General features: G+C 65.3%; 11 protein-coding genes and 1 tRNA gene. 9 read left to right on the top strand and 3 right to left on the bottom strand.

Annotated elements, in window-relative coordinates; all coding sequences use genetic code 11:
• Positions 1 to 66: 66 nt before the first annotated feature.
• Together IB277_RS22845 and IB277_RS22840 are read right to left on the bottom strand one after the other, a co-directional pair.
• Positions 67 to 225, bottom strand: coding sequence for an intracellular growth attenuator family protein (locus IB277_RS22845; RefSeq protein ID WP_162728707.1), 159 nt, complete (start codon positions 223 to 225; stop codon positions 67 to 69).
• 196 nt (positions 226 to 421) lie between these two features.
• Positions 422 to 877, bottom strand: a complete 456-nt coding sequence (locus tag IB277_RS22840; protein WP_112975237.1) for an SRPBCC domain-containing protein — start codon at positions 875 to 877, stop codon at positions 422 to 424.
• 169 nt (positions 878 to 1,046) lie between these two features.
• Here IB277_RS22840 and IB277_RS22835 point away from each other — a divergent pair, with 169 nt between their 5' ends.
• Both IB277_RS22835 and IB277_RS38700 read left to right on the top strand, forming a co-directional pair.
• Positions 1,047 to 2,000: an adenylate/guanylate cyclase domain-containing protein gene (locus tag IB277_RS22835; protein ID WP_192371879.1), complete on the top strand. Its 954-nt coding sequence runs from the start codon at positions 1,047 to 1,049 to the stop codon at positions 1,998 to 2,000.
• Entirely contained in the window at positions 1,970 to 2,101 is a 132-nt protein-coding gene (locus IB277_RS38700) for a hypothetical protein (RefSeq protein WP_256436337.1), read from the top strand. The genes IB277_RS22835 and IB277_RS38700 overlap by 31 nt, the downstream gene beginning before the upstream one ends.
• A 212-nt stretch (positions 2,102 to 2,313) precedes the next feature.
• Here the strand turns inward: IB277_RS38700 and selD are convergent, their stop codons facing one another.
• Entirely contained in the window at positions 2,314 to 3,360 is a 1,047-nt protein-coding gene (selD, locus tag IB277_RS22830) for a selenide, water dikinase SelD (RefSeq protein WP_371813662.1), read from the bottom strand.
• A gap of 194 nt (positions 3,361 to 3,554) precedes the next feature.
• On the opposite strand from selD, the gene fdnG reads away from it, so the two are divergent.
• From fdnG to IB277_RS22795, 7 genes are all read left to right on the top strand, one after another.
• Positions 3,555 to 6,641, top strand: coding sequence for a formate dehydrogenase-N subunit alpha (gene fdnG, locus IB277_RS22825; RefSeq protein ID WP_192371875.1), 3,087 nt, complete (start codon positions 3,555 to 3,557; stop codon positions 6,639 to 6,641).
• On the top strand, positions 6,638 to 7,624 hold the full coding sequence (gene fdxH / locus IB277_RS22820; protein WP_159415688.1) for a formate dehydrogenase subunit beta: 987 nt from the start codon (positions 6,638 to 6,640) through the stop codon (positions 7,622 to 7,624). Before fdnG ends, fdxH begins: the two co-directional genes overlap by 4 nt.
• Positions 7,624 to 8,313, top strand: a complete 690-nt coding sequence (locus tag IB277_RS22815) for a formate dehydrogenase subunit gamma (RefSeq protein ID WP_060604524.1) — start codon at positions 7,624 to 7,626, stop codon at positions 8,311 to 8,313. The genes fdxH and IB277_RS22815 overlap by 1 nt, the downstream gene beginning before the upstream one ends.
• A 102-nt stretch (positions 8,314 to 8,415) precedes the next feature.
• Positions 8,416 to 9,327 (top strand): formate dehydrogenase accessory protein FdhE, encoded by a 912-nt coding sequence (fdhE, locus tag IB277_RS22810; RefSeq protein WP_192371874.1) that lies wholly within the window; start codon positions 8,416 to 8,418, stop codon positions 9,325 to 9,327.
• On the top strand, positions 9,327 to 10,703 hold the full coding sequence (gene selA, locus IB277_RS22805; RefSeq protein ID WP_192371872.1) for an L-seryl-tRNA(Sec) selenium transferase: 1,377 nt from the start codon (positions 9,327 to 9,329) through the stop codon (positions 10,701 to 10,703). Before fdhE ends, selA begins: the two co-directional genes overlap by 1 nt.
• Positions 10,700 to 12,604: a selenocysteine-specific translation elongation factor gene (gene selB / locus IB277_RS22800; RefSeq protein ID WP_192371870.1), complete on the top strand. Its 1,905-nt coding sequence runs from the start codon at positions 10,700 to 10,702 to the stop codon at positions 12,602 to 12,604. Before selA ends, selB begins: the two co-directional genes overlap by 4 nt.
• Positions 12,605 to 12,700: transfer RNA gene (locus IB277_RS22795), tRNA-Sec, on the top strand.
• The last annotated feature ends 45 nt before the right edge of the window (positions 12,701 to 12,745 follow it).

Raw genomic sequence — 12,745 nt, 5'->3', positions numbered from 1 at the left:
CTCGTGTCTGCAGACAGACCAAGCGAGGAGCGCGTGCCGCTCGCCAACCGCCGGTCTGTAGCGTTGTTAGCCTGGCAAGCTCGGCGGCGCGATAAACTGATAGTACGACCACACCGCAACCAAGGCGGCTATCAGTGCCAGCCAAATCAACGCCTTCCGCGGCACAGGGCTGGCCTCCTTCTTCGGCTTTGGTCGTTCAAATTTGATGATGTTGTTGTCGTCCATTCGCTCCCATCCCGACTAAACTCATACATGTCCCGGTGCGTTCAGCCAGCGCACCGCAACGACATATGCCGCCTAACGTCCTGATTTGGCATCAATAAGATGTGAACGCAGGTTCGCGCCAATCCCAAGCAACATGGCATTCCAGCGCCGTCGTCAAGCCTTCAGGACCAGTCGTGGCAAGCAAGGGACGTCTGCATCAAGCCGCGCCGTCGCGGCCGAGCCAGGGATCGGGGCCTGGATCGCGGCCCGACGCAACCTGGCCCAGCCGCTCCAGATAATGCGCCCAGCCTTCCGCATGGCCGGCGCATTGTTCGGCGCTGGGCAGACCCGTTTGCGTAAGGCGCAGCAATGTTCCGGGCGGCTGCTCGATCAGGTCGCTCTCGATCAGGCTCGAGCCGGGCGGGACAATGTCGCTGCCTTCCCAGCCGAAGCTATAGGCGAGCCGATGCACCGGCACGACCTCGCGGAAAGACCCGCGGGCAAAACGGGCCCCGGTCACGTTGACGAGATAGAGACCGCCGGGCTCCGCCTTGGTGTCGGCCTCCGTTCCCATCCAGCGCAGGATCTTTTCCGGGTCGGTCAAAAGAGCGAACACTGCGGCGGGTGGCGCCGGAATATGCGCTTCGCGGCGGACGACGAGGGCTTCTGGCATCGGTCTTCCCTTTGCTGATTGGCCTGCCTGCGGCTTGAGAGTCCTTCTGCAGGCTGCCGCAATCATAGACCGCCGGGGCGGACGGCGCCACCGTCCGCCCCTGACTTGCGCGCAGCGCGGCGGCGGGAAAGGGCTTGTCCATAGGGCGCTCGACCCTATCCTCTTCGGCATGGATTTGTCCGCCTCCCTTGCCTGGCTCGTGGACGAGGCAAGCGCCTCGCAGGAGCCAGACCGATTCCTGTCCGACCTTGGCCGCCAGCTCGTCGCCGACGGTCTGCCGCTCTCGGGCGGCGCGCTTACGCTCGCCGTGCCGCATCCGATCATCGCCCGCCGCACCTGGCTTTGGCGAGCCGAGACCGGCGTGGTGATCGAGAGCCTGGGCTTTGCCGGCGCCGTCTCCGACCGGGCGGGAGAGGAGTGGCTGGCCGGGCTCGGGCCACTGCTGCAACAATCGACCGGTTCGGGGAATGAACGCGCGTCGCTCGGCTGGGCCGGGACGCGCCCGTTCGGCCCGGAAGAGACGGCGCGGCTTGGTGATGTCGCGCGCTTTGCCGTCGCGCCCTTGGCGGTTCTTGCCGAGCGGGCCGCGCTCACCGCTCTGCTCGACGCCTATCTCGGCCGCCGCAGCGCCGCCCGTGTCCGCGCCGGAGCGCTCACCCGCGGCACCGGCGAAACCCTTCGCGCGGCCCTACTCTATGCCGATTTGCGCAACTTCACGGCGCTGTCCGAAACATCGGAACCCGCCGTGGTGATCGCGGCCCTCGACGCCTGGTTCGATCGCCTCGCCGGCGCGATCCATGCCTTTGGCGGCGAGGTGCTGAAATTCATCGGCGACGGCGTTCTGGCGATCTTTCCGGTGAGCGGCTCGCCGAGCGAAGCCTGCGACGCAGCCTTGCGCGCGGTCACCGCCGCGCGCGCCGGCATGGCGCATCTCGACCAGGCCCGGCAGGCCGAGGGGCTACCGCCGCTCTCCTTCGGCGTCGCCCTGCACCTCGGCGACATTCTCTGGGGCAATATAGGTGCCGCCGATAGGCTCGACTTCACAGCCATCGGCCCGGCGGTCAATCTCGTCAGCCGCCTGGAGGGTGGCCTGTGCCGGCAGTGCTCGACAAGCCCTACATGACGATGCCGGTTGACGAGATCGATACCATCCGATCGGTATTGACCCTGCTTGGCGGCAAGGTCGTGTACGATGCCGGCGCGCTCCGGTCTGCCGAGCAATAGCCGGGGTCAGAAGCGCACCCCAACCGTCACGCCGTGGCGAGATCGTGCCTCCGCATCCATCTTGTTGCGGCCGACACAGCCCGGCCGCAATACAACGATCATCGCCGGGACCAACCCGTCCCGACGAAAGACGTTGCGACCACTCTGGTCGACGCGAGATTTGGCTTAGAGAGACGCAGCCAAGCTCGGCAGGGCCGGGTAAGCGCCAAAGGCTACGCGATCACCAATCCCGCCGGCGCGGCCACAGTTTCCCCGATCACCGCCGCGCCGAAACCGTGCTTGTCGAACAGGTCGAGCACCGCCTGCGCGGACGACCGGTCACAGGCGACGAGCAAGCCGCCGCTCGTTTGTGGATCGCAAAGCAGCGCCTTGTCGATCGCGCCCATCTCGCGGGCAAAGGCCACGTCCTGCCCATAGCTTGCCCAGTTCCGCCCGGAGGCGCCGGTGACAAACCCGGCGGCAGCCAGATCGAAAGCACCTTCCAGAAGGGGAACGGCGGACCAGTCGACCCGGACCTGGCAGTTCGACCCGCGCGCCATTTCGAGCGCGTGGCCGGCAAGGCCAAAACCCGTCACGTCCGTCATGGCATGCACGCCGGAAAGCCGCGCGAGATCGGGTCCGGCCGTGTTGAGGCGCGTGGTGCTTTCGATCATCCTGATATAGCCGGCTTCATCGAGCGCGCCCTTTTTCAACGCCGCGGAAAAGATGCCGACGCCGAGCGGCTTGCCGAGGATCAGCACGTCACCCGGCTCGGCTCCGCTGTTGCGCTTGAGATGGGCCGGATCGACGAGCCCGATCGCGACGAGACCGTAGATCGGCTCGACGGAATCGATCGTGTGGCCGCCGGCGATCGGAATGCCGGCCGCCCGACAGGCCGCCGCCCCGCCGTCGAGGATGGCGCCAATGGTTTCCGTCGAGAGCACGTTGACCGGCATGCCGACCAGCGCCAGTGCGAAGATCGGCGTTCCGCCCATGGCGTAGATGTCGCTGATGGCATTCGTCGCGGCGATCCGGCCGAAATCGTGGGGGTCGTCGACAACAGGCATAAAGAAGTCCGTGGTGGCGACCACCGCCTGGTGATCGTTTAGGCGATAGACCGCTGCATCGTCCGAGGTCTCAATGCCGACCAGAAGTTCCGGCGGGACCGGCAGTTGTACCCGTCCGCGCAAAATGTCCTGAAGCACGCCCGGGGCGATCTTGCAGCCGCAGCCGCCGCCATGGGCAAGCGAGGTCAGGCGCGGTTCGGCAGAAGCGGAAATACTGCTCACGGTTGGAACTCCCTTCATACGGTTGCGTCAAAGGCGGCCCTGTCGCAGCTCGCGATCATGACCGATGATCCCGGGCAAGACCATGACTTTTCGGGGCAAATGCCATTCAATTCCTTCTTGACACCAGGGCCTTGAGGTTCAACCATCCCGGTAAGACCGATACGCATGGAAGAGGATGACCTCCAATGAACATCGATCTTTCCCGCCGCAGTTTCCTGAAGCTCGCTGGCGCAGGAGCCGCGGCCACCACGATCGGCGCCATGGGCTTCGGAGCAGCCGAGGCCGCAACAGCCGCCCATGTGCGTGCCTTCAAACTCGCAAGCACCACCGAGACCCGCAACGTCTGCACTTACTGTTCGGTCGCCTGCGGCATCCTGATGTATTCGAAGGGTGATCTTTCCGCCGGCGAGAAGGCGGAGCTCATCCATATCGAGGGCGATGCCGATCATCCGACCAACCGCGGGACGCTCTGTCCCAAGGGCGCGGCGCTCAAGGACTTCGTGAAGTCCGAGACCCGCGCCACGAAGCCGCGTCACCGCGCTCCGGGCGCCGACACCTGGCAGGACATCTCCTGGGAAGATGCCTTCGACAAGATCGCCCGAGCGATCAAGGACGACCGCGACAAGAACTTCATCGAGAAGAACGCGGCCGGCGTGACCGTCAACCGCTGGACGACGATGGGCTTCCTTGCGGCGTCGGGCGGCACCAACGAGACGGGATGGCTGACCTACAAGACCGTCCGGTCTATGGGAGTCGTCGGCTTCGACAACCAGGCACGCGTCTGACACGGCCCCACGGTAGCCAGTTTGGCTCCAACATTTGGCCGCGGCGCAATGACGAACGCCTGGACCGACATCAAGAACACCGACCTCGTCATCGTCATGGGTGGCAACGCGGCCGAAGCTCATCCCTGCGGCTTCAAATGGGTGACGGAAGCCAAGCATCATCGCGGCGCCCGGCTGATCGTGGTCGATCCGCGCTTCAACCGCACGGCCTCGGTCGCCGATGTCTATGCGCCGATCCGCCCCGGCTCCGACATCGCCTTCCTGATGGGCGCGATCCGCTACTGCATCGAGAACGACAAGGTGCAGTGGGACTACGTCAAGAACTATACCAACGCCACCTATCTGGTGAACTCGGAGTTCGGCTGGGCCGATGGTCTCTTCACCGGCTATGACGAGGAGAAGCGCGACTACGATCGTACCGCCTGGGACTACCAACTCAACGAGGACGGAACGGTCAAAACCGATCCGACTCTCACGGACCCGCGCTGTGTCTGGAACCTCCTGAAAGAGCATGTCGCAGTCTACACACCGGAATTCGTGGAAAATATCTGCGGCACGCCCAAGGATCGCTATCTGAAGATCTGCGAGATGATCGGCGCGACGTCGGCGCGCGACAAGGTGATGACCTCGCTCTACGCGCTCGGTTGGACGCAGCATTCGAAAGGCGCCCAGAACATCCGCGGCATGGCGATGCTGCAGCTCATCCTCGGCAATGTCGGCCTGCCGGGCGGTGGCGTCAACGCGCTGCGCGGTCACTCCAACATCCAAGGATTGACCGACATCGGCCTGCTTTCCAACTCCCTGCCGGGTTACATGAACCTCGCGACGGAAAAGGAGACGGACTACACCACCTACATGTCGACGCGCGGCAACAAGCCGCTCGTTCCCGGCCAGACAAGCTATTGGCAGAACACCCCCAAATTCATGGTCAGTTTCCTGAAGGCCATGTGGGGCAGCGCTGCCACGAAGGAAAACGACTGGGGCTTCGACTGGTTGCCGAAGCTCGATGTCCCCTACTACGACATCCTCAGGATGTTCGACATGATGAGCCGCGGCGAAGTGAACCTCTACTTCTGCCAGGGCTTCAACCCGCTTCTGTCCTTCCCCAATCGGGCGAAGCTGACCGAGGGTCTGTCGAAGCTGAAACTGCTCGTGACAATCGACCCGCTGCAGACCGAGACGGCGCATTTCTGGGAAAACCACGGTATCTACAACCAGGTGGACTCCGCCAAGATCATGACGGCGGTCTTGCAACTCCCGGCGACCTGCTTTGCCGAGGACGAGGGCGCCACTGTCAATTCGGGCCGCTGGCTGCAATGGCACTGGCCGGGGGCGACACCGCCTGGTGACGCCAAGCACGACACCTGGATCATGGCCAACATCTTCCTGCGGGTGCGTGAACTCTACCGCAAGGAAGGCGGGGTCTGTCCCGAGCCTATCCTGAACCTTGCCTGGGATTACAAGGACCCTTACGAGCCGGAACCGGCCGAGCTTGCCCAGGAGATGAACGGACGGGCGCTGCAGACGCTCTATGACCCGACCGATCCGACGAAGGTGCTGGTCGAGGCGGGCAAGCTCCTGCCGAACTTCGGCGTGATGCGTGACGACGGATCCACCATGTCGGGCTGCTGGATTTACGCCGGCTCCTGGACGGAAGAAGGCAACATGATGGCCCGGCGCGACAACAGCGATCCGGGCGATGTCGGCACCTTCCTCAAATGGACCTTCGCCTGGCCGGCCAATCGCCGCATCCTCTACAATCGCGCGTCCTGCGATCTCCAGGGCAAACCCTGGGATCCGGCGCGTAAACTGATCGAATGGAACGGCGAGCGTTGGGCCGGCTTCGACGTTCCCGACATAGCGGTGACGGCAAAGCCCGAGGCGGTGATGCCGTTCATCATGACGCCGGAGGGCACCGCCCGCCTCTTTGCCCGCAAGCTGATGCGGGACGGGCCGTTCCCAACACATATGGAGCCGTTCGAAAGCCCGGTCGAAAATCCGTTCAACGCCAAACTTCGCGGCAATCCCGTCGCGCGCATCTTCCCCGGCGACCTGCAACAGCTGGGCACGAGCACCGACTTCCCCTTCGTTGCCACATCCTACCGCCTCACCGAGCATTTCCACTTCTGGACCAAGCACAGCCGGGTCAACGCCGTGCTGCAGCCGGAATTCTTCGTGGAGATCAGCGAGGAGCTGGCGGCTGAACGCGGCATCACCAAGGGCGGGCGGGTGCGCGTGTGGAGCGCACGTGGCGAGGTCTGGGCGAAGGCAGTGGTGACGAAGCGAATTCGTCCGCTGATCTGCAACGGCAAGCCGGTCCATGTGGTCGGCATTCCCTTGCACTGGGGCTTCATGGGTGCGGCCCGCAAGGGCTTCGGCCCGAACAGCCTCACCCCCTTCGTCGGCGACGCCAATATCGACACGCCGGAGTTCAAGGCCTTCCTGGTCAACATCGAACCGGCGGCGGAAGAAGGAGCTTCGGCATGAGCGAACGCGCACCGGAACCGGTAACGGCCGCCGCCAACCCGCCGCTGCAACCGCTGGCGTCGAACCTGTTGCCGAGCGACGTCGTCAAGGCTTCGGCAACAAGCAACGTGCCGGCACCCGAACGACAGCTGACCCCGGTCGCCAAGCTGATCGACGTGTCGAAATGCATCGGCTGCAAGGCCTGCCAGTCCGCCTGCATCGAATGGAACGACACCCATCCGGACCTGGAGGAAAATGTCGGCGTCTACGAGAACCCGCATGACCTGACGGCTGATATGTTCACGCTGATGCGGTTTGCTGAATACGAGAACCCGGTTACCAACGAGTTCGAGTGGTTGATCCGCAAGGACGGCTGCATGCACTGCGCCGATCCCGGCTGTCTCAAGGCCTGCCCGGCACCGGGCGCCATCGTGCAATATTCCAACGGCATCGTCGATTTCATCTCCGACAACTGCATCGGCTGCGGCTATTGCATCGCCGGCTGTCCCTTCAACATTCCGCGTATCTCGAAGACCGCGCATGTGTCGAAGAAATGCACGCTTTGCTCGGACCGCGTGGCGGTTGGACAAGGACCGGCCTGCGCCAAGGCCTGCCCGACCAAGGCGATTTCCTTCGGCACGAAGGAAGACATGGTCACGCTTGCCAACGAGCGTGTCGAGGACCTGAAGTCGCGCGGCTACGATCATGCCGGCCTCTATGACCCGCAAGGCGTCGGCGGAACGCATGTGATGTATGTGCTGCACCATGCCGATCAACCGTCGCTCTATTCCGGGCTGCCGGAGGATCCGCAGATTTCGCCGGTGGTGCGCGGCTGGAAGGGTCCGGCCAAAACCGTTGGTCTCGCCGTTGCCGGACTTGCCGCCGCCGGCGCCGTGCTGCACGGCATCTTCGCCCGGCCGAACGAGGTGACCGCCCATGAGGAAGGCGAGGCGGAGGAACTCGTCGAGGATCGCAACCGCCCGCAAGGCGGCAGGGAGGCGTGATGGCTGACAAACGTATCTATTCGGCCCCCGGCGACAGGATCGAGACGAAGCATCCGGTCACCGTCAATCGCTATCGTGGTTATACCCGTCTCAACCATTGGGTCACCGCCGCCTGCATGATCGTGCTTCTGATCTCCGGACTTTCCTTCTTCCACCCGTCGCTGTTTTTCTTGACCGGCCTCTTCGGCGGCGGCCAGACCACGCGATGGCTGCATCCGATCGTCGGACTTATCCTCGTCGCAAGCTTCCTCCTCCTGTTTGCGCAGATGTGGAAGCTCAATCTGCCGCGGCGCGAGGATGTGGAATGGAGCCGCAAGTTCGGTGATCTACTCCAGGGCAACGAAGAGAGCCTGCCCGAACTCGGAAAATACAATGCCGGCCAGAAGATGGTCTTCTGGGGCATGTCCGGTCTGATCGTCGTGCTCGTGACGACCGGCATCATGATCTGGGAGCAGTACTTCCCGGACCTCGTTTCCATCCCCGTTCGCCGCATCGCGGTCGCGGTGCATTCGCTGGCGGCGCTTTTCACGATCCTGATCTTCATCGTCCATGTCTATGCGGCAATCTGGACGCGCGGCACGATAAGGGCCATGACCCGCGGCACCGTCACCGGCGGCTGGGCCTTTCGGCATCATCGCAAATGGCTGCGCGAACTGGCTGGACGCCAGGGCTCCGACCCGTCAAAATGAAGGTCTCCTACAGCGCCGCGCGTCCTGTCAGGCGCGCAAAGGTCGCTGTAGCACCGTGAATGCTGCTTGATCCGGCGTCTCTGTCGGATCGCCGGAGATGCGATGGCAGAAGACGTACAACCCGATCCCTCCCTCATTGGCGGCGTGCCGAAACCGCCGCTGGCTTTCCTGCCCGAGCCGGTCAAACTGTTCCAGACACGCGCGCGCCGCTTCGCGTTTCTCGCCGAAAGCAACGCGCTTGCGCCGTATCTCGCCTTCCTCGCGGCGCTCTCCAAACTTCAGGCTCGCTTGGTCGTGACCCTTCCGCCCGTCGCGGCGCCCACATCGGCGCGCCTCGCCGAGGCCGCACGCGCCGCCATGCCGCCGTTCGACCGAATGGCGCTTGTCGATGACCCCGGCCTTTCCGCAACCCTCGACGCGCTTCTCGAAGGCGCTGCCGATCTCGCCATGCCCGACCCGGCCCGCCTGGCGCTCGATGCGGTACGCGCAGCAGAGGACGGCGACCGGCACTGGTTGCTCGCCAACATCCTATCGGATCGGGTTCCGGAAGACAGCGCCGCTCCCCATCTCTTCGTCGCGGCCGCGGTGCAGGTGCACATGGCGCGGCTCGCCGCGACGCTCGATGCGGAAGCGCTCGTCCCTGTCAGCCTCGGCGTCTGTCCCGCCTGCGGCGGCCGGCCGGCGACGTCGTCGGTCGTGGGTACGCAGGGCGTCGAGAACGTGCGCTATGCCGCCTGCGCCTGCTGCGCCACGCAATGGAACGAGGTGCGGGTGAAGTGTCTCTGTTGCGGTTCGACCAAGGGCATCAGCTATCGTTCGGTCGAGACCTCGGAGGCGACGGTAAAGGCTGAGACCTGTCGGGAATGCCATGCCTGGGTCAAGATCTTCTACCAGGTGAAAAACCCGAGCCTGGAGCCGATCGCCGACGACGTCGGCAGCCTTGGCCTCGATATCCTGATGAAGGAGACCGAGTTTCGTCGCGGTGGCTTCAACCCCTATCTCGCGGGGTATTGATGCAGGATTTTCGCGTGCTTCCCTCGGTCGACCAGATGCTGACCTCGCCAGAGGGACTGGCGCTGACGGAAGAACATGGCCGTCTCGCCGTCGTCACCGCCGTCCGCGCCGGGCTTGAGATCGCGCGGGAAAAAATCCGTGCGGGCGACGATGGGGCAACGCTTGCGGCCGACCTGCCGCGCCGCGTCGGCGAGGAGCTGGCGGCCGCCGCCCGCTCCGCCCTTCGCCCGCTCATCAACCTCACCGGCACCGTGCTGCACACCAATCTCGGCCGCGCCATCCTGGCCGAAGAAGCCGTCAGCGCCGCAACCGCCGCGATGGCCAACCCGCTGGCGCTGGAGTTCGACCTTGACGGCGGCGGGCGTGGTCAGCGCGACGATCATCTGCGTGGCCTGCTCTGCGAACTGACCGGCGCCGAGGACGCCACAATCGTCAACAACAATGCCGCCGCCGTGCTGATTGCGCTCAATACCCTGGCCGACGGACGCGAGGCGATCGTCTCGCGCGGCGAACTGATCGAAATCGGCGGCGCCTTCCGCATGCCCGACATCATGGCCCGCGCCGGCGCCAGGCTGGTGGAGGTCGGCACCACCAACCGCACCCATCCGCGTGACTATGAGGGCGCGATCGGGCCTGAGACCGGCGTCATCCTCAAGGTCCATACCTCCAACTACCGGATCGAAGGGTTTACCGCCGAGGTGCCGGCGCCAAGACTGGCCGAGATTGCCCGCAGGGCCGGTGTCCCCCTCTTGAACGACCTCGGCTCGGGCTCACTCATCGATCTCTCCATCTTCGGATTGCGACGCGAGCCCACGGTGGCGGAAGCCGTCGCCGAAGGCGCGGATCTCGTCACGTTTTCGGGCGACAAGCTGCTCGGCGGGCCCCAGGCAGGCTTCGTGGTCGGTCGGCGCGATCTCATCGCCGCCATCAACCGCAATCCGCTCAAACGCGCCGTTCGTCTCGACAAGATCCGCATCGCCGCGCTCGAAGCGACACTGAAGCTCTATCGCGATTCCGATCGGCTGAAGGAGCGGCTGCCGACGCTGCGCTTTCTTTCCCGACCGGAGGCCGACATCGGCGCACAGGCGGCCCGTCTCGCTCCGGCAATCGATGCGCTGCTCAAGCCGCACAGCTATTCGGCAGCAGCTTGCGCGTGCCAGAGCCAGGTCGGCTCCGGCGCCTTGCCGGTCGATACGATCCCGAGCGCCGGCCTGCGGCTGACAGGCAGCGGCGGCGACGCGCCGGAACGGCTTTCCGCACGGCTTCGCGCCCTGCCCATCCCGGTCGTCGGCCATATCCGTGATGGCGCGCTGGTCCTCGATCTGCGTTGCCTGGAAAGCGACGAGATGCTCATCGCGGCCCTGGCAGCACTATGATCGTCGGGACGGCAGGGCATATCGACCACGGCAAGACGGCGTTGGTGAAGGCCCTGACCGGCACGGACGCCGACCGCCTTGCCGAGGAAAAAGCCCGCGGCATCACCATCGACCTCGGTTTTGCCTATACCGACCTCGGCGGCGGGACGGTCACCGGCTTCGTTGACGTGCCGGGTCACGAGCGGCTGATCCATACGATGCTTGCCGGCGCTGGCGGTATCGATTTCGCGCTGCTGGTGGTCGCAGCCGACGACGGCGTCATGCCGCAGACGCGCGAGCATCTCGCGATCCTCGACCTGCTCGGCATCACCAGAGGTTTCGTTGCGCTCACCAAGGCCGATCTGGCCGGGCCTGAGCGGCGCGCGGAGGTAACCGCGGAGATCCAGACCGCCCTCGCCGGCACCGGTCTGGAAAACGCGCCCATCCTTGCCGTCTCCGCCCTTACCGGCGAAGGCATCGAGGTCCTGCGCGCGGGGCTCGCCGCCGCCGAAGCGGAAACCGCCGCACGCAACGATGCCGGCCTGCTGCGCTTTGCCGTCGATCGCAGTTTCACGCTTGCGGGCGCCGGCACGGTCGTGACCGGCATGGTGCTCGGCGGCCGTGCGAAGCTCGACGATAGCGTCACGGTCAGCCCGTCCGGCCTGACCGCCCGTATACGCGGGATCCATGCGCAGAACCGGAAAGCAGCAGAGGGGCTTGCCGGCCAACGCTGCGCGATGAATATCGCCGGCGAACGGGTGACGAAGGACGCGATCCGGCGCGGCGACGTGGTCCTCGCCCCGGCACTGCATGCACCGACGGACCGGATCGACGCGGAGGTCCGCGTGCTTGCCTCGGAGGCCAAGCCGATCGGCACCTGGTTTCCCGCACGCTTGCACACCCATGCGACAGAGGTCGGTGTGCGGATCGTGCCTCTTGCCGGCCCGCTCGATCCCGGGACACAAGGCCTCGTGCAACTGGTCCTCGACCGCCCGATCGCCGCGACCATCGGCGACCGCTTCATCCTGCGCGACACCTCGGCCATCCGGACCATCGGCGGTGGCCGTTTTCTCGATCTGCGCCCGCCGGCGCGAAAGCGTGGCACGCCGGAGCGCCTGGCCTTCCTTACCGCTTCTGGCAACGAGGACCCGGCAGCGGCCCTTTCCGACCTGTCCGACCTGGCACCGATCGAGCTTGCGGCCTTCCAGCGCGACCGTGGCCTGGGCGAGGACACGCTTTCCCGGCTGCTGATTGCCGCCGGGGCGAGGGCCATCGGCGACCACGCGCTCTCGTCCGCAGCAGCGGACGGATTGCGGGCGAACCTGACTGACACACTCACAGCCTTCCACGCAGAAAACCCGGAGCTTGCCGGGATCGGTCGCGAACGGTTGCGGCTCCTGCTCAAACCGCGCCTGCCGACGACAAGCTTCCTCGCGTTCCTCCGAGACGAAGCCGCGGCAGGTCGAATCGTGCTTGACGGCGCCTTCCTGCGCCTGCCGGGCCACGAGGTTCGGCTGTCGCCGGCGGACGAGGACCTGTGGCAGCGGATCCATCCGCACCTCGTCGGCGATAGCCGCTTCCGGCCACCGCGTGTGCGCGATTTCGCGGCCCTTCTCAATGCCGACGAGCGCGACATACGGCGCGTGCTGAAGCTCGCCCAGAGGCTCGGGCAGACCCACGAGATCGCGCACGACCATTTTTTCGCCCGCGCCGTCGTTGAGGAGATGGCGGCCATCGTGCTCGATGTGGCGGCACAGGCGGAAGACGGCTGGTTCACCGCGCCCAGCTTTCGCGACCGGGTCCACAACGGCCGCAAGGTCGCCATCGAGGTCCTCGATTTCTACGACCGGCTCGGCCTGACCTTGCGCAGGGGAGATCTGCGTCGCATAAATCCCCATCGCAGCGACCTGTTTGCGCGCTGAGGAAGGGAATCGTCTCCGGTGGGACGGCCGGACTTCAAATCCGGTTGGGGCAGCGAGCCTGTCCTGGGTGGGTTCGACCCCCACTCCCCTCCGCCAGCGCTCACGCATTGGAGCTCAGGCTGCGGGATGCGCGGACGTTCA

It is taken from the genome of Ensifer sp. ENS07 (assembly GCF_014852185.1).
GTDB classification, from domain to species: Bacteria; Pseudomonadota; Alphaproteobacteria; order Rhizobiales; family Rhizobiaceae; genus Ensifer; species Ensifer adhaerens.
Note: the sequence above shows the minus strand (reverse complement) of the source record. Positions and strands in the feature narration are given on the sequence as shown.